This window comes from Caballeronia arvi (genome assembly GCF_001544695.2).
Lineage (GTDB): Bacteria > Pseudomonadota > Gammaproteobacteria > Burkholderiales > Burkholderiaceae > Caballeronia > Caballeronia arvi.
On sequence record NZ_FCOM02000037.1, the window covers coordinates 13382 to 37844 of the forward strand.

Here is a 24463-nt window from a genome sequence, read left to right on the forward strand (position 1 = left end):
CTCTGCTGCATCAACAGAGGCGTGGCGAATGGCGAAGCGTCGTTGACCTGGGACGACATTCAGCGTCTGACCCAACTGCCACCGTGGTCGGCCGATTGACCGTTACCCTGTTGCTATGACTATGGCGGCGGAAATGCCGCGCATGCTTGAGCGACGTCGTGCAGAGCCCGGCGCCTGGCGCGGGAACACCCGATGCCGTCTGGTTTGCCAGATTCAACGCGTGAGCGTAGTCATCGGCGGCCAGAACAACCGCGACCGGTCCAAAGATATCTTCGCGATTGATTTGCATCTCGGGCTTGCCGAGAAGCAACGCCGGCTCCATGAAATACCCACGCGTCTCGCGCTCGATTGCGCGACCGCCATGAATGAGCTCCGCGCCTTCTTTTATCGCCATCGCGACCCTATCGAGATTGCGCTGCAACTGGCTGTCGTTGGACACAGGCCCGATATCGGTTCCCTTTTTCAACGCATGATCGATGCGAAGCGCGGAAAGCCGGGTGAGCAGTGCATCGGTGAACGCATGTCGAATTCCTTGTTCGACAATCAGCTTCGACGACGCCGCACGACGCTGCCCGTTCAGGCCATACGCGCCCTCGATGGCCGCATCGACGGCCGTGCTCAGGTTCGCGTCGTTCAACACGATCAGCGCGCTGTTTCCTCCCGTGTCCAGATCGACCTTCATCTGACGCGCGGCACTGGCTCGCAAGACGCTCGTCCCGGTCGTTACGGATCCGGTGAAACTCACCGCTCGAACCCTCTCATTGGCCGCGAGACGCGCCCCGGCAACGCGCCCGCTGCCCAGCACGAGGTTGAATACTCCGGCTGGCAGGCCAGAACGGTCGATGATGTCCGCCAGCGCCCACGCACAACCCGAGACGAGCTCGGCTGGCTTGAACACCACGCAATTGCCCGCGCTGAGCGCCGCGGCGATTTTCGCGGCGGGGATCGCCAGCGGAAAACTCCACGGCGTGATCACCGCGACGACGCCCAGCGGTTCGCCCGGCTGATGCGCGGCTTCTTCAGCGAAAACGCGAAAAACCCGTCCGGCGTGAACGACTTCATCGATTGCTTCGGGCAAGGTCTTGCCCTGTTCGCGCGCCAGCAGGCAACCGAGTTCCGCGCGACGCGCATGCAGTTCGCCGCCAATCGCATCGAGCGCGCGCGCACGGCGGGCGGCGCTGGCCCGCGACCATTCGCGCCAGGCAGCGCTCGCCGCGTCGACCGCAGCGTCCACCATCCGGACGTCGGCGCGCGCGTATTCGCCAATGGGCTCATCGAGATCCGACGGGTTGACGGAAACACCCGTGGTGGCGCTGGTTGTCCAGCCGCCGTTCACATAGTGCTTCAGTACCAGAGGAAGGTGCGATTCGCGTTTCATGTCGAGGCGCGTTTCCGACTCATAGATGGACGGTCGGATTCTAAGGAAGCCCCTGATTCCTTTCCAATCACTTTTTTGCCAGCATCGATACCAAAGTGGGTATGGCGAAGCAGGTCGGAAAAAACAAAACCGGAGTGCAGCGTTGGGACAGGGATATTCGAACTGGTTTGTGCGCGCGCGCCTCAAGACGCGCCAGTTGTTGTTGCTTGCCGCGATGGAAGAGGAGGGCAATGTGCGACGCGCGGCCGATGTGCTCGGCATGACGCAGCCCGCCGCATCGCGATTGTTGAAGGAACTCGAGGATGTGCTGGAGGTGCGGCTCTTCGATCGCACGCCGCACGGCATGCACGCGACGCTGTACGGCGAAGTGATGATCCGTCATGCGCGCATGGTTCTGTCGAATCTCAACAAGGCCCAGGAGGAGATCGCCGCGCTGCGGGTCGGGCTGGTGGGACAGGTGCGTATCGGCGTGATCGCGGCCGCGGCGGCGAGGATGGTGCCGCTCGCCATCGGGCGCGTGAAGGAGCAATACCCTCTGCTGCAGATTTGGCTACAGGTGGAGACATCGGACGTGATGCTGCCGCTCGTCGCGCAGGGTCAGCTCGACGTCATGATCGGCCGCGTGCACGAACAACATGGGCAATTGAAAGATTCGGTGCAATACGCACCGATCGCCGATGAGCCGCTTTGCGTGGTCGTGCGGCCGGGACATCCGCTGGAAGACGCAGCGGACCTGACCATGCGCGACATCGTAAATGCGGAATGGGTCTTGCATCCACCGGGCAGTGTGCTGCGTCATCGTATCGATATGGCTTTCGCCGAGCTTGGGCTGAATCCGCCGCAGAACGTCGTGAACACCAATAACTTCCTTGCGATCTCGAGCTTGCTGCTGCAAAGCGACATGCTCGCCGTCGTGCCGGACGAGGTCGCGCGGCAGTATGAGCACTTCGGAACCTTGAGGCGGCTCGCGATCGACTTGTCTTGCGGGATGGACGCATTCGGGATCATCACGCGACAAGGTCATGCGCTGTCGCCGGCGGCGTCCGTTGTCCTGCATGCGTTGCGCGATGCTGCCGCCGAAGTCTATGGCGTGCCGGCGGGAGCATTGAGCGAGTGACGAGATGCGCGTTTTCCCGTATATCGATCCTGGTATCGGGAACGCTGAATAAGTGATTGGACCAATATGTCCTGGCGCGGCTAATCTTGCTCGCGACTCTTGCCTTCATTCTCGAGAACATCCATGTCTGACAAAAAACGCACGCTCCGTTCCGCTCAATGGTTCGGCACGAATGACAAGAACGGCTTCATGTATCGAAGCTGGATGAAGAATCAGGGCATTCCCGATCACGAATTCGATGGCCGGCCGATCATCGGCATTTGCAATACATGGTCCGAACTGACGCCGTGCAATGCGCACTTCCGCAAGATCGCCGAGCACGTGAAGCGCGGCGTTTATGAAGCAGGCGGCTTTCCCGTCGAGTTTCCAGTGTTCTCTAATGGCGAATCGAATCTGCGTCCGACGGCGATGCTCACGCGCAATCTCGCCGCGATGGACGTCGAGGAAGCGATTCGCGGCAATCCCATCGACGCGGTCGTGCTGCTCACCGGCTGCGACAAGACCACGCCCGCGCTGCTGATGGGCGCGGCAAGCTGCGACGTGCCCGCGATCGTCGTCACGGGCGGCCCGATGCTGAACGGCAAGCTCGACGGCAAGAACATCGGCTCGGGCACGGCGGTGTGGCAACTGCACGAATCGCTGAAGGCGGGCGAGATCGATCTGCATCAGTTTCTATCGGCGGAAGCGGGCATGTCGCGATCCGCTGGCACCTGCAACACGATGGGCACGGCATCGACGATGGCGTGCATGGCCGAAGCGCTCGGCACATCGTTGCCGCACAACGCTGCAATTCCCGCCGTCGATGCGCGCCGTTACGTGCTCGCGCATATGTCGGGCATTCGCATCGTGGAGATGGCGCTGGAAGGCCTGACGCTCTCGAAGATCCTCACACGCGAAGCCTTTGAAAATGCGATCCGCACGAACGCCGCGATCGGCGGCTCGACCAATGCAGTGATTCATTTGAAGGCGATCGCTGGGCGCATCGGCGTGCCTTTGGAACTGGAGGACTGGACGCGCATCGGGCGCGATACGCCGACCATCGTCGATCTGATGCCGTCGGGCCGTTTCCTGATGGAAGAGTTCTATTACGCGGGCGGTTTGCCGGCCGTGCTGCGTCGCCTTGGCGAAGCGAATCTTTTGCCGCATCCCGATGCGCTCACCGTCAACGGCAAGACGCTGTGGGAGAACGTGAAGACCGCGCCGAACACGAATGACGAAGTGATTCGCACGCTCGACAATCCTTTGATCGACGATGGCGGCATCCGCGTGCTGCGCGGCAATCTCTCGCCGCGCGGCGCGGTGTTGAAGCCTTCGGCGGCGAGTCCGGAACTGTTGAAGCATCGCGGGCGCGCGGTCGTGTTCGAGAACCTGGAGCATTACAAAGAGCGCATCGTCGATGAATCGCTCGATGTGACGAAGGACTCCGTGCTCGTGTTGAAGAATTGCGGCCCGAAGGGTTATCCGGGCATGGCGGAAGTAGGCAACATGGGCTTGCCGCCGAAGCTTCTGCGCCAGGGCGTGAAGGACATGGTGCGCATCTCCGACGCACGCATGAGCGGCACCGCGTATGGCACGGTGGTGCTGCACGTCGCGCCCGAAGCGGCGGCGGGCGGGCCGCTTGCCGCCGTGCGCGATGGCGACTGGATCGAACTCGATTGCGACGCGGGCACGCTGCATCTCGACATCAGCGACGAAGAGCTCGCTCGCCGCATGAGCGACCATCAGCCGCCGCGTGTGCATGGCGATGGCGGTTATGCGCGGCTCTACGTCGATCATGTGCTGCAAGCCGACGAAGGATGCGATCTCGACTTCCTCGTAGGTTGCCGCGGTGCTGCTGTGCCGCGCCATTCGCATTAACGTACTTACGTTCTTCGAATCAACAATCGAACAGACCTTGTCGGATAACAAGCAATGACTACTCAACGCACGCCGCGTTATCGCGGTATCTTTCCTGTGGTGCCGACCACTTTCACTGAATCTGGCGCGCTCGATCTGGACAGCCAAAAGCGTGCCGTCGATTTCATGATCGATGCAGGCTCGGACGGCTTGTGCATTCTCGCGAATTTTTCAGAGCAATTCGCTCTGGCGGATGAGGAGCGCGAACTCCTGACACATACGATTCTGGAGCACGTCAAAGGCGCTGTACCCATCATCGTGACGACGAGCCATTACAGCACCGAGGTTTGCATCGAACGCAGCCGCAAGGCCCAGTCGATGGGCGCCTCGATGGTGATGGTGATGCCGCCGTATCACGGCGCGACGTTCCGCGTTCCGGAAACGCAGATATTCGAGTTCTACGCGCGCCTGTCGGATGCCCTGACGATTCCGATCATGATCCAGGACGCGCCCGCGAGCGGCACCGCGCTTTCCGCGACGTTCCTGGCGCGCATGGCGAGGGAAATCGAACAGGTGTCGTACTTCAAGATCGAGACGCCCGGTGCGGCCGCGAAGCTTCGCGAGCTCATCCGGCTCGGCGGCGAGGCGATCGAAGGTCCGTGGGATGGCGAAGAAGCGATCACGCTCTTTGCGGATCTCAATGCCGGTGCAACAGGTTCGATGACGGGCGGCGGATTCCCGGATGGTATTCGCCCGATTCTCACCGCGTTTCATGAAGGAAAGCGCGATGAAGCATTCGCACATTATCAGCGCTGGTTGCCGCTGATAAACCACGAGAACCGTCAGGCGGGGCTGCTCACGGCAAAAGCGCTGATGAAGGAAGGCGGGATCATCGCGTGCGAAAGTCCGCGTCACCCGCTGCCGGCGATGCACCCCGAAACGCGGGCCGAGCTCATCGACATTGCCAGACGGCTCGATCCGCTGGTGCTGCGCTGGGCCTGACACCAGACATCATCATCCTAGAGATAACCAGACATGACTTCAGTGTTTTCGCTTGCCGTCATAGGCATTGGCAAGATCGCGCGGGATCAACATTTGCCCGCTATTGCCGATAGTTCCGGCTTTAAGCTCGTCGCGTGCGCGAGCCAGCACGCGGAGGTACAGGACGTACGCAATTATCGCGACATCGATTCGTTGTTGAATGCTGAACCTGAAGTCGATGCCGTCTCCCTGTGCACTCCGCCGCAGGGACGGTATGCGCTGGCACGCAAAGCCCTCGAAGCGGGCAAGCACGTCATGCTGGAAAAGCCGCCGGGCGCAACGCTTGGCGAGGTGAATGCCCTGCATGAGATCGCACGCGCCAATGGCCGGATCTTGTTCGCGACCTGGCATTCCCGCTACGCCAGCGCCGTTGCGCCGGCTCGTTCATGGCTCAGCGGCCGGCGGATTCGTGAGGTGAGAATAAGCTGGAAGGAGGATGTGCGACGCTGGCATCCGGGGCAACAATGGATCTGGGAACCGGGAGGTTTGGGCGTTTTCGATCCGGGCATCAATGCGCTGTCGATCGTCACCGAGATTCTGCCTGGCGAAGTGATCTTGCATGGCGCAGAGCTCGTCGTGCCGCGTAATGCCCATACGCCGATCGCTGCGCAACTCGACTGCATCGATACCAATGGCGCCCCTGTGATCGCGGAATTCGACTGGCGTCACGGTCCCGTCGAACAATGGGATATCGACGTGGAAACGGATGCGGGATTGCTATCCATCCGCGAAGGGGGGAAGCGTCTGATTATCTCCGGCGAACCGGTGTCTCTCGAACCAGAGCGAGAGTACCGTGCCCTGTACGAGCGTTTTCACGCGCTTATCAGCGCGAACTCGCATGATGTCGACTTGCGGCCGCTACGCCTTGTCGCTGACGCATTTCTGCTTGGTCGACGTATCGAAACGGAAGCCTTTGTGTCTTGAAGATACGGTTGCGCCGAATGGAAGCACTGTCGTAAGACGACGATCCGCCGATCGTCGTTCTCATCCTTCCTGAAGTTCACGCGGACTCGCGCACATGAGAGCGCCGGTCTGACTTGTCAGTTCAGAACCACTTCGTTCCTCTTTCGCACAACGTTGAACGCATACATCGTTTGCGGGCGAGCGACTCTGTCGCCAAAATCAATTATCTTCTTCGCTGGAAACGTTCTCGAACGTTCGGACTGTGGCATGTGTTCGCAAAGCTTCCGTCGATGTTCAGATATTCATTTTCGAAATTTTGGAGACAAGGAGTCCGTTCGTGAAAGCATCCGACCTGTTCGTGAAGGCGCTGGAGAACGAGGGCGTCGACCGCATCTTTGCAGTGCCGGGCGAAGAAAACCTCGACGTCGTCGAATCGCTGCGCCGTTCCAGCATTGAACTCATCTTGACGCGGCATGAGCAGACAGCCGCGTTCATGGCGGCCACGCACGGCCGTCTTACGGGAAAGCCCGGTGTCTGTATGGCGACGTTGGGTCCGGGCGCATTGAACCTGGTCACCGGCGCCGCCTATGCTCACCTCGGCGCAATGCCGATGGTGCTCATCACCGGACAGAAGCCGATCAAGACGGCGCGTCAGGCGCGCTTTCAGATCGTGGATATCGTGGCGACGATGAAGCCGCTGACCAAGTCTTCGCGTCAGATCGTCAGCGGCGCGAGCATTCCCGCAGTGGTTCGGGAAGCGTTCCGCCTCGCGCAAGACGAGCGGCCGGGCCCGGTTCATCTGGAGTTGCCGGAAGACGTCGCAAGCGAAGAAGTGAGCGATGACCTGGTCGTGATTCCTCCGCATCCCGTCGAGTTGCCGGTGGCGCAAGACGCGGCCATCGATCGCGCCGCAACGATGCTGGCAAACGCGAAACGTCCGCTCGTCATGTTCGGTGCGGCGAGCAATCGCCCCCGGCTCGCGGGCCAATTGACCAGTTTCATTCGTCGGACGGGCATTCCTTACTTCAACACGCAGATGGGCAAGGGCACCATTGCCGCAATCGGCAGCGATGAAGCCAGCGAACTCTGGCTCGGCACCGCCGCGTTGAGCGAGCGCGATTACCTGCATGAAGCGATCGACCGCGCCGATCTGATCGTTACCATCGGTCACGATACGGTCGAAAAGCCGCCCTTCATCATGGGGCCGAAGGGGCCGAAGGTCATTCATATCGGCTACACGCCGGCCATCGTCGAGCAGGTGTTTTCTCCGCATGCACAGGTCGTGGGCGACCTCGGCCTGAGTCTGGCCCGTCTCGCCGATAGGGTCGAAGGCAAGCTGCCCAACGCGGGCGCATTGGCGTCGTTGCGAGAAGGCATCCTCAGGCGCACGATGGATCGCGCGACCGAGTCGCGCTTTCCGCTGACGCCGCAACGCATCGTCAACGACGTGCGCGCGGTCATGCCGGCGGACGGCATCGTCGCGCTCGACAACGGCATGTACAAGATCTGGTTCGCGCGTTGTTATAGGAATCGCAGCGCCAACACCTTGCTGCTCGATAACGCATTGGCCACGATGGGCGCAGGCTTGCCCTCGGCCATGATGGCGGCTCTGCTGTATCCGCAGCGCCGTGTAATGGCCGTATGCGGCGATGGCGGGTTCATGATGAACTCGCAGGAACTCGAGACAGCCGTGCGGCTGAAGCTCAATATCGTCGTGCTGATCATTCAGGACGACGCGTACGGAATGATCCGCTGGAAGCAGGCCGTCGATGATTTCGCGGACTATGGCCTGACGTTCGGCAACCCGGACTTCGTGAAGTACGCAGAGGCGTACGGTGCGAAGGGCAGACGCGTCGAATCGGCGGAGGGTCTCGTGCCTGCGCTCGATGCAGCCTATCGCGAAGGGGGCGTGCAGCTGGTGGTAGTGCCGGTCGACTATACCGAGAACAATCGCGTGCTCGTCGAAGAGCTCAAGAACCGAGTCATGGAAGAGGTGACGCAATGAGAATCAAGGCAGCCGTTCTTCAATCGATGGGCGTGGCAGCGCCGTATGCCGAATCCCGCCCGCTTTCCATCGAAGACATCGAGCTGGCACCGCCTGGCGCAGATGAGGTGCTCATCAAAATCGCCGCCGCGGGACTGTGTCACTCGGACCTGTCGGTGATCAACGGCGATCGTCCCCGCCCGATGCCGATGGCGCTCGGTCACGAAGCAGCGGGCGTCGTCGAGCAGCTTGGCACGGGCGTCACCGATCTTCAGGTTGGCGATCATGTCGTCGTGGTCTTCGTGCCGAGTTGCGGTCATTGCGCGCCGTGCGCCGAAGGGCGGCCGGCGTTGTGCGAGCCGGGCGCGGCGGCAAACGGCGCGGGCACGCTGCTCTCCGGCGCCCGCCGTCTGAGCCTCAAAGGCGACGCGATCAATCATCACCTCGGCTGCTCGGTCTTTGCGGAGTACGCAACGGTGTCGCGCCGCTCCGTGATCAAGATCGATCCCACGGTGCCGCTCGATGAAGCAGCGCTCTTCGGCTGCGCGGTCCTGACCGGCGTGGGCGCGGTGGTCAACACGGCGCAGGTGCGCGTGGGTGCGTCGGTGGCTGTCATCGGCCTGGGCGGCGTCGGGCTCGCCGCGCTCATCGGCGCGCAAGCTGCGGGCGCCAGACAGATCATCGCGGTCGATCTTTCTGATGCGAAGCTCGAGCAGGCGCGAACGCTCGGCGCCACGCACACGGTCAACGCCTCGCGCGAAGATGCAGTCGAGCATATCCGTGCGCTGAGCTCGGGCGGCGTCGAGTTCGCCTTCGAGTTCGCGGGCTCGATCCGCGCGCTGGATCTGGCGTACAACATCACGCGCCGTGGCGGTTCGACGGTTACCGCGGGCTTGCCGCCATCGACCGCGCGCTGGCCGATGCCGGCCGTGAGTCTGGTTGCCGAAGAGCGCACGGTCAAAGGCAGTTACATCGGGACCTGTGTGCCCTCGCGCGATATCCCGCGCTACATCGAACTGTACAAGCAGGGACGTCTGCCGGTGGACAAGCTGCTGACCGGGCGCTTGCGCCTCGACGAAATCAATCACGGTTTCGATCTGCTGCACGAGGGCAAAGCAATTCGCCAGGTGGTGGTGTTCGAATGAGTCAGGCAAACGGAAGCTGGGCCGATGGATGGAACACGCTGCAACAGACGTTTTTCAAGTCGATGTTCCCATCGCCCAGCGGTGCGTCTTCCGACGGAAGCCCGCAAGAGACGACGCAGTTCATGCAAGCGCAGTTCGCCGACCTGACGGAAACCTGGAAGGCGTCGATCGAGAAATGGGCGGCATTTGCGAAGGATGGCGTCGACCCGGAAGCATGGACGCCGACTGCATTGCGCGAGATGTTCTCGCCCGCGCGCTGGGGCGCAAACGGCACGGGCGCGTTCGACGTAGCGTTGCAGCATGTCATCGAAGGGCCGAAGTACGCAACGCTCTATGACCTCGACAAAAAGCTCGTGGAATTGCAGCATGCGTTGAGAAAGCGCGATGAAGCGGTGCTTGCCTATCAGGCGATCGTGCAACGGGCCTGGAATACTGCGTTCGAACGTTTCATGAAGACGCTCGCGACGAGCGAAGGCGCAACGCCGAATACATGGCGCGGTGTGACTGACCGGTGGTTGAAGATAGCCAACGAAACGCTGATCGAAGCGTATCGCTCGGAAGAATTCGTGAAGGCGCAATCCGTCATGTTGCGTACGGCGTCCGAGTATCGATTGCAAGAACGCGAGATAGCCGAATCCTGGTGTGAGGCTTATCACATTCCGACGCGTACCGAAGTCGATGAGGTACATCGAACGGTGACGGAGTTGCGGCGGCAAGTGCGATCGCTGCAGCGTCAGATTCCTATCCATGCCTGAGAGAACCTATGCCCGCCGAACAGAAATCGGGCGCCGCACGGGCGCTCGCCGAATTGAGCGACTTCAGCATGAAGATCGCGCGCGGACAACGCATGCTCGATCGCGTCAAAGACGAGCATGTGCAGATCGCGACTGCCGACAAGGAAATCGTCTTTCGAGAAGACAAGACCACGCTGTATCGCTATAAGTCCACGGCTGAGCGCAAGGTCAGCGTTCCCGTGCTCGTCGCGTACGGCCAGATCGGCCGCTACACGATGACCGATCTGCAGGAAGACCGCTCGATGCTGCGCAACCTGCTCGCGCTCGGCGTCGACGTTTATGCAGTCGATTGGGGCAGCCCTAGTCGCAGCGATCGCTGGCTCAAGTTCGAGGATTATGTAGATGTCTATCTGAACGACTGCATCGAATTCATCTGCCGTGAACACGGAATCGAAGCGATCAATCTTCTCGGCATTTGTGAGGGCGGCGTATTTTCGCTGTGCTATGCGGCGCTCAACCCCGAGCGTGTGAAGAACCTCATCCTGACTATCACGCCGGTTGACTTTCATCAGGACCAGGCTGAAGGCCGCGTCAATCACGGGCTGTTGAACCTCTGGACACGCGGCATGAGCGACGACGATGTCGACAGGCTGATCGAGGCCAGCGGCAATCTTCCGGGTGAGCTGACAGGTTATGTCTTTTCGCAGATGACGCCGGGCGCGACCTTGTCGAAATACAACGTCGGGCTGCTCGACACGTTCGACGACGAGAAGAAGCTGCTCAATTTTCTGCGCATGGAAAAGTGGCTTGCCGACAGACCGCATCATCCGGGCGAAGCCGCGAAGCAACTTCTTATCAACCTCTATAAGAACAACGAAATGATTCGCGGCGAATTCCAGTTGGGCGAACGGACCGTTGATCTGTCGGATATCAGCATGCCGGTGCTGAACGTCTATGCGAAGGACGATCACATCATCCCGCCGAAGACGACGCAGGCGCTGCGCGATGCGGTGGGCACGTCCGACTATCAGGAGATCGGCCTCGAAGGCGGTCACGTCGGCGTCTTCGTGAGCGGCAAGTCGCAAGGCGTGTTGGCGAAAGGCATCGTCGAATGGCTGAGCGAGCGCGATGCGCCATCGGCTCGAGATTAGCGACGAGTCATGCAACCACAGTTGAAGCACGTATCCGTCATCGGTCGAGGCGGCTTTCACAAGCTCGCCTATGCCGAGTGGGGGTCGCCTGCCGCCGAACAGACTGTCGTCTGCGTTCACGGGGTATCGCGCAACGGGCGCGACTTCGATGCGCTTGCGGCGGCGCTCGCGGCGAAGGGCATGCGCGTGATCGTGCCCGATCTTCCCGGCCGCGGACGCAGCGACTGGCTCGCATCGCCTACGCACTACACGGACCGTGCGTATGTTCGTGCAATGTCGACGCTGATCGCGCGGCTCGACGTCGATAAGGTCGATTGGGTAGGCACCTCGCTTGGCGGGCACATCGGCATGCTGGTGGCTGCACAAGCCGGAACGCCGATACGAAGACTGGTGCTCAATGATTTTGGCGTGCGCGTGTCGGCTGCGGCGTTACGCAGGATCGGCAGCTATCTGACGCGTTCGTGGCGCTTCGCATCGATCGACGAAGTCGAAGCGCATCTGCGCGACGTCCACGCGCCGTTCGGCAAGCTCGACGACGCCCAATGGCGTCATCTCGCACAACACAGCGCCGTGCCGGATGGAACAGGCAGGTTTCGCTTTCACTTCGATCCGGGCATCGGAATGCGGTTTTCGATTCCGATCCTGCTCGACGTGATCCTTTGGCAGGTCTGGGACAAGATCGATTGCCCGGTCCTCGTTTTACGCGGAGAAGACTCGGACCTGCTGGCGCGCGGCACCGTGGAAGCGATGCTCAAGCGTGGCCCGGCCGCCATGAATGGTCGGGTAACCGCGTTCGAGTTTTCCGATTGCGGCCACGCACCCGCATTGATGGATGAGACGCAGATTTCCGTCATCTCGAACTACCTCTTAACCGAATAGCCGACGCTCGATAGCGAAAGCAGGACTGCCATGATCCAAGACAAAGTCGTTACCGCCGATGAGGCCATCGCATTGATACGCGATGGCGATGTGGTGAGCTGCTCGGGGTTCGTCGGCATCGGCACGCCTGAGGAACTCATTGCGGCGCTCGAGCGGCGCTTCATCGAAACCGAAGGACCGCGCGATCTCACGCTCGTTTTTGCGGCGGCGCCCGGCGACGGCAAGGACCGAGGGTTGAATCGGCTTGCTCGTGAAGGACTTGTGCAACGCGCGATCGGCGGCCATTGGTCACTGGTGCCCAAGCTTGGAAAGCTGGCGACAGATAACCGCATTCAGGCGTACAACCTTCCGCTTGGCACCATTTCGCACTTATATCGCGATTCGGCGGCTCGTCGCGCGGGAACGCTCACGAAGGTCGGGCTGGGTACGTTCGTCGATCCGCGGCAGAACGGCGGCAAGATCAATGCACGAACGACAGAAGACCTCGTGCGAGTGATGGAAATCGATGGCGAAGAGTGGCTGTTCTACAAAGCGTTTCCCATCAACGTCGCGTTGATACGCGGCACGACAGCCGACGCCGAAGGCAACATCACGATGGAGCGTGAGGCCTTGATGCTCGACGCTCAGGCCGCCGCAATGGCCGCGAGAAATGCCAACGGTCTCGTCATCGCGCAGGTGGAACGCATTGCCTCAAGTGGCACGCTCGACGCGCGCAACGTGGTCGTGCCTGGCGTTCTCGTCGATTGCGTGGTGCTGGCGCCGCCATCGTCGCACAAGCAAACCTATGCGACGGACTACAACGCGGCGTATTCGGGCGAGATCCGCGTTCCCGTGAACAAGATTCCGGCCCTGGCGCTCGATGAAAGAAAGCTCATCGCGCGGCGCTGTGCCTTCGAGTTGCCATTGGGCGGCGTGATCAATCTTGGAATCGGCATGCCCGAGGCGGTAGCGGCCGTCGCTGCGGAAGAGCGTGTGCTCGATCATCTGACCTTGACCGCGGAGCCGGGCGTTATCGGCGGCATGCCGCAAGGTGGACTCGATTTCGGCGCGGGCATCAATACGCAGGCGCTCCTGCATCAGAACCAGCAGTTCGATTTCTACGACGGCGGCGGACTCGATCTCGCATGCCTCGGCATGGCCGAAATCGATCGCGCCGGGAACGTCAACGTCAGCCGGTTCGGCCCTCGTCTCGCAGGCTCGGGCGGCTTCATCAACATCAGCCAGAATGCTCGTCGCCTCGTGTTCGCCGGGACATTCACCGCCGGAGGCATGGCGACCGCCGTGGAGGGTGGCCAGATGTCCATCGTCGCAGAGGGACGAACGCGCAAGTTCGTCGAAGCGGTCGAGCAAATCACGTTCAGCGGCCCGCTCGCAGCGGCGAAGGGGCAATCGGTTCTCTACGTCACCGAGCGATGCGTCTTCAAACTTCGACCGGAAGGCTTGCAACTGATCGAAGTGGCACCGGGCATCGACATCGAACGGGATGTACTCGCACACATGGCGTTCCGGCCGATCATCGGTGAGGTCGCTTTGATGGACCCGCGCATCTATCGTTCGAAGCCGATGGGTCTGGCGGGCGTACTACAAGATCTGCAGTTGGCCGATCGCCTCAGCTATGACGCGGACCGCAACATTCTCTTCGCGAACTTCGAAGCGATGGCGATTCGGAGTACAGATGATATCGAGTGCGTGCGTCGCGTGTTCGAAGCGCTATGTACGAAGGTCGGCCGGCGGGTGGCGCTGATCGTCAACTACGACGGCTTCCGACTCGACGAGTCGCTGGCTGACGCGTACTTCGAAATGGTCGCCGATTTGCAGGCAAAGCATTATTCGACGACCACGCGTTACACCACGAGTGCCTTCATGCGCATGAAGCTCGGCGAAGCGCTTTCGTCCCGCCAGGCCGCGGCGCATGTTTTTGAAACTCACGCCGAGGCCACTGAGTTTCTCCATGCGCGAGAGCTGGCGTGAGATTGTCGGCCTCGGTTATCGGTTTCAACCGCTCACGCACCGGAACCCGGCGTACGCATACTGATAATGCGCCTGGAACCAGTTGCGGAAGCTCGGCCGCAACATACAGGCCGCGGTGCGCGGTGAGCCGCCTTTGATGACGAAGTGCTTGCCATCGAAGAAATTCGCCGAATAGCCGAGATAGAACGGAAACGGCTCGAAGCCCCGCAACGGGCCGAATTCCGTCGACGTCCATTCCCAGCCATTGCCGAACTGTCCTTCGACGCCGAACTCGCTGCGATTTTCCGGATGCGCCTGCACCGGCGACGGGTCCCATCGGCGGAAATCGAAATTGCCTTCGGCGATCTGCGGCGTGCCGTGCGCCGCGCGCTGCCATTGCGCTTCCGTCGGCAGCGACTTGCCCGCCCAGCGCGCATAGGCCTTTGCTTCCGCATGACTCACGTACACGGGCCAGTCGTGCGGTAGCGCGATTTCGTCGAACATCGTGCGCAGTCGCCAAGCGCCTTGTCCGTCGTCGCCGTCGACGGGAATCCAGAACGCCGGATGCGCGATGCGCTCTTCTTCTTTCCACGCCCAGTCCGCGTCGTCCCAATACGCGGCGTTCCAGTAGCCGCCCGCATCGATGAAGCGCAGATAGTCGCCGTTCGTGACCATGTAGCGGTCGATCTCGAACGCGGGCACGTCGATGCGCTCCTCGCCGAATTCGTTGTCCCAGCCGAACAGACCACTTTCGTGCGTCAGGCCGAGCGTCGCGCTGCCCGCGGGCACGTGCACCGTTTCATGCCGGACCTCGCGATCCGACGCGCGCTCCGACAGTGCATCCGATGGTGCAATTTTTCTATCGACCGGCAATTGATGCAGCATGTACGCGAGCGTTTCGGCATGCATCAGACGATGCTCGATCGCGACTTCGAGCAGCTTCGCGGGCGATTCATCAGTGGAAAGGGGATTGGCGGCGATCTTGATCGGATCGAAGTGCGCGTCGATGTCGGCGCGGACTTTGTCCCGGTACGCGTGTATTTCGTCGAGCGTCGGCCAGTCGGAAGGCTGATCGGTCGGCAAGCCGCCGTCCACCGGATCGATGCCGAAGGCGAAAAGCTGGTCGTAGGCGGGATTCGGGCTTGGCAGGTCGAAGAGACGCTGGTCGAGCAGATTGCGGTCGAAGGCTTCGAGATGCCCGATATAAAACACGACGCGATGCCGTTCGGCGATCGGCCGGTCGTAAAGATGCTCGCGCTTGACGACGTCAAAGAGCTCGTCCGTGACCCGGCGCGCTTCGGCAAGGCGCTCGAGCAGCGGATGACGCAGGGAAGGTTCGCGGTTCATGTCGCCCAATCTCCGTGGCTGGCCAATGGCTTCGCATGCGGCCAAAGCAAGCCGAAACGTCAGCTTTGGCCGAACACAAGAGACTAATCCGTAGCGAAGCGCGTGCCAACCGAAATATGGGCGGCGATTATTCGCGAGGGCGCAATAATCGCGAGCGACGTTCCGTCAGACGGCGCGCAGGGCGTCGAAGTCGCGGATGCGGATGAACTTGCCCTGCGCCTCGATGAGCCCCGCCTTGTCAAAGCGCGACAGCGTGCGGCTCACGGTTTCGAGTGTCATGCCCAGATAGCTGCCCATGTCGTCGCGCGTCATGCGCAGCGTGAATTCGGACGATGCATAGCCGCGCCGCGACAGCCGCGACGACAGATCCAGCAGCAGCCGTGCAACGCGTTCGTCCGCGCGCAGCATGCCGAGTCGTACAACGTGATTCACCTCCCGGTTCATCGCGTGGCTCATCATGCGATGCAGGCGCCTTTGCAGCGCGTCCGTTTCGCGGCACATGCGCTCGAACAGCGTGTAGGGCACGACGCACACGGAACTGTCTTCCAGCGCGATGGCGTCGCACGTATGCACGCCTTCCTCGATGCCTTCGAAGCCGAGCGCATCGCCCGCGAGCAGCAGCCCCGTGACCTGCTCGCGTCCGCCGTTGTGTGTGACGACCGTCTTGATCGACCCGGAGCGCACGGCGAACAGCGAATCGAAACGGTCGCCGGTGCGAAAGAGCGTTTCGCCGCGCTTGACCCTGCGCGTGGCGGAGATGATGTTCTCGAGCTTCGCGATGTCGTTCGCGCAGAGGCCTTCGGGCATGCAGAGATGCCGCATCGCACAGGTCGAGCAATGCGCCGAATTGCGTCGCGCGCGAGAAATGTCAGCGGTGGCCGTCATATTGGGCCTCGTTTGTTGATGAATGACAAAACGATTGTCCCATGGGCCACCGCCCCGGCTGCGTAATAAATTGACGCACCCAGGGGATCGAGCAAGCTTTTTTACCTTATCCGGTTGATTTTTCGGGCGGCGCCCCCGAGGCCGATGGAATCAGCAGCACCGGCAGCGTCGCCTGGCGCAGACACCGCTCGGCCACGCTGCCCAGAATGAGCCGCTGGAAGCCCTTGCGGCCGTGCGTGCCCATGATGAGCAGGTCGGCGTTGAAGGTGTCCGCAGCCTTGATGATGAGCGTCGCGACATCGTCGCTGGCGGTGGCTTCGACGGTTACGACTTCGCCGCCGACGCCGCGCGCTTTCATCTGATCGGCGGCGTCGCGGGCGAGCGTCGCGCCTTGCTCCATCAGGCTCGTATGCAGCGACGAGGGATCGTAGCCGGGCACGTCGAGATACATCGGTGCGGCGTCGACGACGTAATAGGGCTGCACGATCGCCTGATGCGTGACGGCGAGATCGAGCGCGGCCGCGAACGCGCGCTCGGAAGTCCGGCTGCCGTCGATAGCGACGAGAATGCGTTTGAACATGACGTTTGTCCCCGTGGAACGATCGATTGAAAGGCGGCGCGCTGTCTCGAATGTCTTTCGCATGATAGAGCGCTGGCGTCGCGCCGCAGCGCGGCTTTTTTGCGATAAGTCGATCCAGCGCAAATTCAAGCCGTACAATTCGTGGTTCTCGACATCAGCGCCTGCTTAAATAGCGTCCGCGTTCTTTTTAGCACTTCTCCAGCCTGCCTGCCCGACCGTGACTCAAACGCCGCACGCCTTACCGTTCAGAACCGCTCTTTACGCGATGCTCGGCATCGGTCTCGTCAACATGCTCGTCGCGCTCGATCAGACGGTGGTCAGCACCGCGCTGCCGTCGATCGTCGCGGAATTGCACGGTTTCGAGTTTTACGCGTGGATCGCGAGCGCCTATCTGCTCGCATCGGTCGTCACGGTGCCGGTGTTCGGGCGGCTCGGCGATTACTTCGGGCGCAAACGCTTCGTGATCGCGGCGGTGATCACGTTCACGGTCGCGTCGGTGTTGTGCGGGCTCGCGCCGAGCATGCTGTTTCTCGTGCTCGCGCGCGGCTTGCAGGGCATCGGCGGCGGCATGATGGTCGGCACCGCGTTCGCGTCGATTCCCGATCTGTTCCCCGATCCGCGCACGCGCGTGCGCTGGCAGGTCGTGCTCGCGGCGGCATACGGCATCGGCACGGCGGCGGGGCCGTCGCTCGGCGGCTGGATGAGTCAGCACTGGGGCTGGCGCTCGACGTTTCTCGTCAATCTGCCGGTCGGCGCGGCGGCGCTCTACTTCATCTGGCTGCATCTGCCGAACCTGCACCGGCCGCGCGAAGGTGGCGTGAAGATCGACTGGACGGGCGCGGCGCTCGTCGCGCTGGTGCTCGGCGGCTTTCAGGCGCTGATCGAAGCGCTGCCGCAGGATGGACTCACGACGGCGAACATCGCGCTTGGCATCGGCGTGGCGGTGTGCGCGGCGGCGCTCCTGATCTGTGAGCGCCGCGCGACGCATCCGATCATTCCGCTCGATATTTTCCGCGATGCGCAGATGAACACGCTCTTCACGCTGTCGTTCCTCGCGGGTTTCGTGATGTTCTCGCTGATCTTCTTCGCGCCGCTCCTGCTGCAAGGCGGCTTCGGGCTTTCGCCGCAGAACGCGGGCCTGCTCGCGACGCCGATCGCGGCGTGCATCGCGCTCGGCAGTTTCATCAACACGCGCATCGTCATTCACATGAAGAAGCCGGTGAACATTCTGTCGATCGGCTTCACGCTGCTGCTGCTCGCGTCCGTCGCGCTGTCATTCGCGCGCGCCTCGACGCCGCACCTGTGGATCGCGATTCCGATGGGCGCGACCGGCATCGGCCTCGGTTTCATCCTCAACAATATGAACATCTTCGGACAGGAGATCGCGGGCCGCGAGCGCTTCGGCATCACGACGGCGCTGCTGCAGTCGACGCGCATGGTCGGCGGGATGATGGGCACGAGCATCGTCGGGACGATCGTCGCGCATCATTACGCGAGCGTCGTCGGGCGCACGGTCAGCGTGCTCGGCGCGCCGGTGTCGGCGCAATGGCTGCCGCGTCTGGCGGATCCGCGCATTCTCGTCGATGAAGCGTTGCGCGACCGCACGCTCGGCGAACTCTCCGCCGCCGGTCTCGATGCCCCCGCGCTCCTCGACGCGGCGCGCGACGCGCTCGTGCAGTCGATCCACATCGGCGTGATGCTGACGGCCGTCGCGGCGCTCGTGGCGGCGCTGCTGGTGCGGCGCATCGCGCACATCACGTTCCGCAAGCCGGCGACGCCGGTGCCGAAGCCCTGAGAGCGGCGCCTTTGATAAGCGGTTCGCCCCGACTATAGTTTTTGGCGTCACGGCGCCGACCGCGTGGGCCGGCCTTCGCGCCGAGGATTCATACCCCGGGTTCACCCGGTCCCGACCGTGCATCGCGTTTGCTTCATCGCCCTCGACGGCGGCCCGCGGCGTTCGCGCGGAACGCTTGCGCGGGCCGCGGGTCACTCGGATTGACGAACGGCCGCATCGCGCGCGTCTTTCATCGCCCACAGAAATGAGGAGCTGACATGAAGATCACCGGAGAAATGCTGATCGGCGCATCGGCCGTGCGGGGCGCCGATGCCACGCTCCGTGCGTTCGACCCGGCCCGCAACGCTGATCTCGAGCCTGCATTCGGCGGCGGCGGCGCGGCGGAAGTGGCGCGCGCGTGCGAACTGGCGGAGGCCGCTTTCGACGACTATCGCCACGCGCCGCTCGAAACCCGCGCGCAGTTTCTGGAGGCGATCGCGGACAACATCATCGCGCTCGGCGACACGCTGATCGAACGCGCGATGGCCGAATCCGCGCTGCCGAAGGCGCGTCTCGAAGGCGAGCGGGCCCGCACGGTGGGGCAATTGCGCCTGTTCGCGTCGCTCGTGCGCGAAGGGCGATGGCTCGCGGCCACGCTCGATTCCGCGCAGCCGGACAGGAAACCGCTGCCGCGTTCCGACCTGCGTTTGCAAAAGATTCCCGTCGGGCCGGTCGCGGTGTTCGGGGCGAGCAACTTTCCGCTGGCGTTTTCGGTCGCGGGCGGCGATACCGCGTCCGCGTTCGCGGCGGGGTGTCCCGTCGTCGTGAAATCGCATCCGGCGCATCTGGGCACGTCCGAGCTTGTCGGGCGCGCGGTGCAGAAGGCGGTCGCGGACAGCGGGCTGCCCGAGGGCGTGTTTTCGCTCGTCGTCGGCGAAGGCAATGCGATCGGCGAGGCGCTCGTCGCGCATCCGGCGATCCAGTCGGTCGGCTTCACGGGATCGAGGCGTGGCGGCCTCGCGCTCGTCGATATCGCGGCGAAGCGGCCCGTGCCGATTCCCGTTTTCGCCGAGATGAGCAGCGTCAATCCGGTGTTCGCGCTGCCGGCTGCGCTCGAGGCGCGCGGCGATACGCTCGCGGTGGCCTTCATCGATTCGGTGACGCTCGGCGTCGGCCAGTTCTGCACGAATCCGGGGCTCGTCATCGCATTGGCAGGCCCGGATCTCGATGATTTTATCGACCTCGCCGCGACCGCGATCATGAAGAAGGAAACGCAGACGATGCTCACGTCGCAAATCGCCGGGGCGTATGCGAGCGGGATCAAGGAGCGCGACGCGTCGGGCGCGCGCAACATCGCGACGGGCGTGAAGGGCGAAGCGGCGAGCGGTGCGCTGCCGGTGCTGTATCGCGTGAACGCCGAGGAGTTTCTGGCGAAGCCGCAACTGTCGGGCGAGATTTTCGGGCCGACGTCGGTGATCGTCATCTGCCGCGACGAGGACGAAATGATCTCGGTCGCGCGTCATCTCGAAGGCCAGCTCACCGCGACGCTGCTGATGGAAAAGGGCGATATCGAGCTCGCAAGGCGGCTGTTGCCGGTGCTCGAACGCAAGGCGGGGCGGATTCTGGCGAACGGCTTTCCGACGGGCGTCGAAGTGTCCTACGCGATGGTGCACGGCGGGCCGTTCCCCGCGACGTCCGATAGCCGTTCGACGTCGGTCGGCGCGATGGCGATCGAGCGCTTTCTACGGCCGGTGTGCTATCAGGACTTGCCGGCGGCGCTGCTGCCCGAGGCGCTGGCGGAGGACAATCCGCTGTCGCTCTGGCGCTTGAGGGATGGGGAGTTGGGGCCGAACTGAGTACCAGACGGCATTATCTCTGTCACGAATAAATGCGTTTTATTCGTCTCGGAGATATCTGGCGCATGCCAAATTTGACGAATATGCGCGTGGCGAATAAAATGCATTTATTCGCCATGCAGATAATCGCGCCATGCAACAAGTCATCGCTACCATCGGCCAGATGGGTCACGTGCTCGCGGCGGGCCGCAGACGCGCGGGCCTGACGCAGACGCAAGCCGCCGCGCGGCTCGGCATCAGCCAGAGCCGTATTTCGACGCTCGAGCGCGATTCGAGCGCGTTGACACTGGAGCAGCTGCTCGCGATGTTCGGCGTGTACGGACTTCAGCTACTGATTCAGGATCGGCCCGATGCGCCCCTGTACGAGGCGAACGAGGCGGATTGGTGATGGCGGGTCGCCAGCCTCACGCCCGATCGTTGTCGGTCTGGGCCAATGGACGACGCGTGGCGCTATGGCGTCTGCCCGCGCGCGGGACCGCGGAACTCATCTACGACGATGCGTGGGTCGGCTCGGACGAGGCGCGCCCGCTTTCCCTGTCGCTGCCGATCCAGCTCGACGGCGCGCCGCTCAAGGGCGACGCGGTCATGAATTACTTCGACAATCTCCTGCCCGATAGCGAGGCCATCCGGCGGCGCATCGCGCAGCGCTTCCAGACCGACAGTCTCGACGCCTTCGATCTGCTGCAAGCCATCGGCCGAGATTGTGTCGGCGCGGTGCAACTGCTCGCGGAGGATGAATCGCCCGCGGGCGTCGGCACGATCGAAGGCACGCCGCTCACCGATCAGGATGTCGCACATCTGCTCGGCCAGGTCGCCGGCGGCCCGCCCTTCGGCACGGACGATGATGACGACTTTCGCATCTCGCTTGCCGGTGCGCAGGAGAAGACCGCGTTATTGCGTCACGATGGACGATGGCTCAAGCCGCACGGCGCCACGCCGACCACGCATATCCTGAAGCTGCCGCTCGGACTCGTCGGCAATCGCCGCGCCGACCTCACCACTTCGGTCGAGAACGAATGGCTCTGCATGCGCCTCTTGCAGGCGTTTGGCTCGCCCGTCGCGAACGTGGAGATCGCGACGTTCGGCGAGCGGCGCGTGCTCGTCGTCGAGCGTTTCGACCGGCGCCTGCATCCGGGAGGCGAATGGATTCTTCGTTTGCCGCAGGAAGATTTCTGTCAGGTGAACGCGCTGCCTCCGCACAAGAAGTACGAACAGGACGGCGGTCCGGGCGTGATCGATCTCGCGCGTGTGCTGCAGCAATCGAGCCGTGCACGTGGCGACATCGAAACATTGATCACGTCGCAGATTCTTTTCTGGCTGCTTGCCGCACCGGACGGCCACGCGAAGAACTTCAGCATTCACCTGCTGAGAGGCGGACAATACCGCCTCACGCCGCTGTACGACGTCATGTCGATCTGGCCGGTGGAAGGCGATGGCGCGAATCAGTGGTCGTGGTACAAGACCAAGCTCGCGATGGCGATACCGGGCAAGACGCGGCACTATGCGCTTCGCGACATTCAGCGACGGCATTTCAACGCGATGGCGCTGAAATGCGGATACGGGGAGAGCGCCGAGCCGATCATCGAGCGGATCATCGGGCGCACGCCGGCTGTGATCGACGAAGTTGCGGCGCAACTGCCGGGCAATTTTCCGCATCGTGTGGCAGAGCGTATTTTCGCGGGCATGCGCAAATCGCTTGCTGCGCTCGAAGCGATGCCCGCAGCCGAGACCTCGAACCTTTTGGGAGACCAACAAGCATGACCCACTCCGAGCGCCGCTATCCCGACCCCGCCATTCGCGTACTCGATCCGCGTTTCAACACGCTGCGCATCGCATCGGCGTCGGTGGAATGTCTCTTTCAGGACGCGCGCTGGTCGGAAGGGCCGGTCTGGTTCGGCGATGGCCGCTATCTGCTGTGGAGCGATATCCCGAACGACCGCATGCTGCGCTGGGACGAGGAGAGCGGTCAGGTGGGCGTGTTCCGCAAGTCGTCGAACAACGCGAACGGCAACACGCGCGACCGCGAAGGGCGGCTCGTGACCTGCGAGCATCTCACGCGCCGCGTGACGCGCACCGAATACGACGGCGCCATTACCGTGCTCGCCGACAGCTACGGCGGCAAGCCGCTCAATTCACCGAACGATGTCGTCGTGAAGTCGGATGGCTCGATCTGGTTCACCGATCCGACCTTCGGCATCGACGGCTTCTACGAAGGCGAAAAGAACGAAGCGCAACTGAAGCCGTGCGTGTATCGCGTCGATGGGCAAAGCGGCGAAATCACCATGATGATCGACGCCTTCACCGGTCCGAACGGTCTCGCGTTTTCGCCGGATGAATCCGTGCTGTACGTGGTCGAATCGCGCTCGACGCCGCGCACGATCTACGCGTTCGATGTCATCGACGGCGGCCGCAGGCTCGGTGAACCGCGTCTTCTGATCGATGCGGAAGCGGGCACGCCCGATGGCTTTCGCGTCGATATCCACGGCAATTTGTGGTGCGGCTGGGGCATGGGCGACGCCGGACTCGACGGTGTGCGCGTGTTCACGCCGCAAGGCGAAGCGATCGGCCATATCGATCTGCCGGAGCGCTGCGCGAACGTGTGCTTCGGCGGGCGGCATCGCAACCGGCTGTTCATGGCGGCGAGCCACGGACTCTATGCGCTCTACGTCAACACGCAGGGCGCAAAGGGCGGCTAAGCCTTGCCGATCCTTTCCATGATGCGCTCCGGGTGCCTGCTCGCCGCAAACCCCTGACGCGCGTAGAGGCCGTGTGCGTCGGAGGTGACGAGCATCATGCGCCGCAACCCTTGCAGGTCCGGATGCGCCATCACGCATTGCATCATCCATTTGCCGAGTCCCGCGCCCTGATGCGCGGGCAGCACGAATACATCGGCGAGATACGCGAAGGTCGCGGTGTCGGTGATCATGCGCGCGTAGCCGATTTGCTCGTCGCGCAGAAAGAGCCCGAACGCGAGCGAATGGCGCGCGGCGCGCTCGACTTTTTCACGCGCGATGCCCGGCGACCAGTAAGCCACTTCGCTCAGGTAGCGATGCACGACATCGAAGTCGAATTCATCGATGTCCGTGCTCAACCGATAGTCGTCCCGGGTCCACTGCATCGCACCGCTCCGTCGTCGTCATGAAGCGCCGAGGATAAGCGATCGCTGCGCCGTGCTCCATGCACACTTCGCGCCGGCCGCGCCTGTCAGTGCACGTTATAGATGCGCCCGGTTTCCGCGCCCTCCACGCTGCGGCTGTACGCGAGCGCCACGCGCGCGCCGCTCGCGGCCTCGAAGCCGCGGAAGTAGGGGCCGAAGCTTTCGCGCGCTTCCTCGAGCATCGTCGGACTCACGACGTTGATGCGCAGCCCGCGCGGCAATTCGATGGCCGCACCGCGCACGAAACCTTCGATCGCGCCGTTGACCGCCGCCGCGCTTGCGCCTTCACGAATCGGCGCTGCGCCGACGATGCCGCTCGTCAGCGTGAACGAGCCGCCGTCGTTCAGATAGTCGCGCGCCGTGAGGACGAGATTGACCTGACCCATCAGCTTGTCATCGAGACCGACGCGGAACTGCTCGGGCGTCATGTCGACGAGCTTGCCGAAATGCACGTGGCCCGCCGTGGCGACGATCGCATCGACGCGGCCGATCTCGTCGAAGAGCCGCCTGATGCTGCCGAGATCGAGCAGATCGACGCGATGCGCGCCACGCGTCGCACCGATCTCGATGACTTCATGACGGGCTTTCAGTTCTGCGGCGACCGCACGGCCGACCGTGCCGGTCGCACCGATGACAGCGATTTTCATGATCGAGCTCGCAATGTACGTTGAGGGAGATCAGCCATTGTGCGAGCGCGCGGGCGCGCGAAAAAGGTGCGTGCGCTTCGAGGATTGCAAACCGCGGGT

Annotated in this window: 21 protein-coding genes; 15 read left to right on the plus strand and 6 right to left on the minus strand. The window is 62.7% G+C overall.

Annotated elements, in window-relative coordinates; translation table 11 throughout:
• Positions 1–10: 10 nt before the first annotated feature.
• Positions 11–1564 carry an aldehyde dehydrogenase family protein gene (locus AWB74_RS29565; RefSeq protein ID WP_235024721.1) on the minus strand — a complete coding sequence of 518 codons (1554 nt, stop codon included), beginning with the start codon at positions 1562–1564 and terminating at the stop codon, positions 11–13.
• On the opposite strand from AWB74_RS29565, the gene AWB74_RS29570 reads away from it, so the two are divergent.
• From AWB74_RS29570 to AWB74_RS29615, 10 genes are all read left to right on the plus strand, one after another.
• Complete coding sequence (locus AWB74_RS29570; RefSeq protein ID WP_061150193.1) at positions 1521–2495, plus strand: LysR family transcriptional regulator; 975 nt, start codon at positions 1521–1523, stop codon at positions 2493–2495. The genes AWB74_RS29565 and AWB74_RS29570 overlap by 44 nt on opposite strands.
• 123 nt (positions 2496–2618) lie before the next feature.
• Positions 2619–4352: an IlvD/Edd family dehydratase gene (locus tag AWB74_RS29575; protein ID WP_061150194.1), complete on the plus strand. Its 1734-nt coding sequence runs from the start codon at positions 2619–2621 to the stop codon at positions 4350–4352.
• A 54-nt stretch (positions 4353–4406) separates the two neighbouring features.
• Positions 4407–5333: a dihydrodipicolinate synthase family protein gene (locus AWB74_RS29580; protein WP_061150195.1), complete on the plus strand. Its 927-nt coding sequence runs from the start codon at positions 4407–4409 to the stop codon at positions 5331–5333.
• A gap of 33 nt (positions 5334–5366) precedes the next feature.
• A complete protein-coding gene (locus AWB74_RS29585; protein ID WP_061150196.1) occupies positions 5367–6296 on the plus strand; it encodes a Gfo/Idh/MocA family protein in 930 nt (309 codons plus the stop codon).
• Between the two features lie 316 nt (positions 6297–6612).
• On the plus strand, positions 6613–8280 hold the full coding sequence (locus AWB74_RS29590) for an acetolactate synthase large subunit (protein ID WP_087039280.1): 1668 nt from the start codon (positions 6613–6615) through the stop codon (positions 8278–8280).
• Entirely contained in the window at positions 8277–9404 is a 1128-nt protein-coding gene (locus AWB74_RS29595) for a zinc-dependent alcohol dehydrogenase family protein (protein ID WP_061150197.1), read from the plus strand. Before AWB74_RS29590 ends, AWB74_RS29595 begins: the two co-directional genes overlap by 4 nt.
• Positions 9401–10159: a poly(R)-hydroxyalkanoic acid synthase subunit PhaE gene (locus AWB74_RS29600; protein WP_061150198.1), complete on the plus strand. Its 759-nt coding sequence runs from the start codon at positions 9401–9403 to the stop codon at positions 10157–10159. Before AWB74_RS29595 ends, AWB74_RS29600 begins: the two co-directional genes overlap by 4 nt.
• Before the next feature lie 8 nt (positions 10160–10167).
• Positions 10168–11289, plus strand: coding sequence for a class III poly(R)-hydroxyalkanoic acid synthase subunit PhaC (gene phaC, locus AWB74_RS29605; RefSeq protein ID WP_061150199.1), 1122 nt, complete (start codon positions 10168–10170; stop codon positions 11287–11289).
• A 9-nt stretch (positions 11290–11298) separates the two neighbouring features.
• A complete protein-coding gene (locus tag AWB74_RS29610) occupies positions 11299–12168 on the plus strand; it encodes an alpha/beta fold hydrolase (protein ID WP_061150200.1) in 870 nt (289 codons plus the stop codon).
• A 30-nt stretch (positions 12169–12198) separates the two neighbouring features.
• A complete protein-coding gene (locus AWB74_RS29615; RefSeq protein WP_087039273.1) occupies positions 12199–14139 on the plus strand; it encodes an acyl CoA:acetate/3-ketoacid CoA transferase in 1941 nt (646 codons plus the stop codon).
• Positions 14140–14163: 24 nt separating this feature from the next.
• Here the strand turns inward: AWB74_RS29615 and AWB74_RS29620 are convergent, their stop codons facing one another.
• From AWB74_RS29620 to AWB74_RS29630, 3 genes are all read right to left on the minus strand, one after another.
• Positions 14164–15465 (minus strand): SUMF1/EgtB/PvdO family nonheme iron enzyme, encoded by a 1302-nt coding sequence (locus tag AWB74_RS29620; protein WP_061150250.1) that lies wholly within the window; start codon positions 15463–15465, stop codon positions 14164–14166.
• 165 nt (positions 15466–15630) lie between these two features.
• Positions 15631–16350: a helix-turn-helix domain-containing protein gene (locus AWB74_RS29625; RefSeq protein ID WP_087039274.1), complete on the minus strand. Its 720-nt coding sequence runs from the start codon at positions 16348–16350 to the stop codon at positions 15631–15633.
• Positions 16351–16456: 106 nt separating this feature from the next.
• Complete coding sequence (locus AWB74_RS29630; protein WP_061150202.1) at positions 16457–16930, minus strand: universal stress protein; 474 nt, start codon at positions 16928–16930, stop codon at positions 16457–16459.
• A 265-nt stretch (positions 16931–17195) separates the two neighbouring features.
• On the opposite strand from AWB74_RS29630, the gene AWB74_RS29635 reads away from it, so the two are divergent.
• The 5 genes from AWB74_RS29635 (at position 17196) to AWB74_RS29655 (ending at position 23256) form a co-directional block, all read left to right on the plus strand.
• Positions 17196–18725 (plus strand): MFS transporter, encoded by a 1530-nt coding sequence (locus AWB74_RS29635; protein WP_061150203.1) that lies wholly within the window; start codon positions 17196–17198, stop codon positions 18723–18725.
• A gap of 257 nt (positions 18726–18982) precedes the next feature.
• Entirely contained in the window at positions 18983–20560 is a 1578-nt protein-coding gene (locus AWB74_RS29640; RefSeq protein ID WP_061150204.1) for an aldehyde dehydrogenase (NADP(+)), read from the plus strand.
• 133 nt (positions 20561–20693) lie between these two features.
• Positions 20694–20948, plus strand: coding sequence for a helix-turn-helix domain-containing protein (locus AWB74_RS29645; protein WP_061150205.1), 255 nt, complete (start codon positions 20694–20696; stop codon positions 20946–20948).
• Entirely contained in the window at positions 20948–22321 is a 1374-nt protein-coding gene (locus AWB74_RS29650; protein ID WP_061150206.1) for a type II toxin-antitoxin system HipA family toxin, read from the plus strand. The genes AWB74_RS29645 and AWB74_RS29650 overlap by 1 nt, the downstream gene beginning before the upstream one ends.
• Positions 22318–23256: an SMP-30/gluconolactonase/LRE family protein gene (locus AWB74_RS29655; protein ID WP_061150207.1), complete on the plus strand. Its 939-nt coding sequence runs from the start codon at positions 22318–22320 to the stop codon at positions 23254–23256. Before AWB74_RS29650 ends, AWB74_RS29655 begins: the two co-directional genes overlap by 4 nt.
• Here AWB74_RS29655 and AWB74_RS29660 read toward each other — a convergent pair.
• Together AWB74_RS29660 and AWB74_RS29665 are read right to left on the minus strand one after the other, a co-directional pair.
• Entirely contained in the window at positions 23253–23678 is a 426-nt protein-coding gene (locus tag AWB74_RS29660; RefSeq protein ID WP_061150208.1) for a GNAT family N-acetyltransferase, read from the minus strand. The genes AWB74_RS29655 and AWB74_RS29660 overlap by 4 nt on opposite strands.
• Before the next feature lie 86 nt (positions 23679–23764).
• Positions 23765–24367, minus strand: a complete 603-nt coding sequence (locus AWB74_RS29665; protein WP_200822049.1) for a short chain dehydrogenase — start codon at positions 24365–24367, stop codon at positions 23765–23767.
• Positions 24368–24463: the final 96 nt, after the last annotated feature.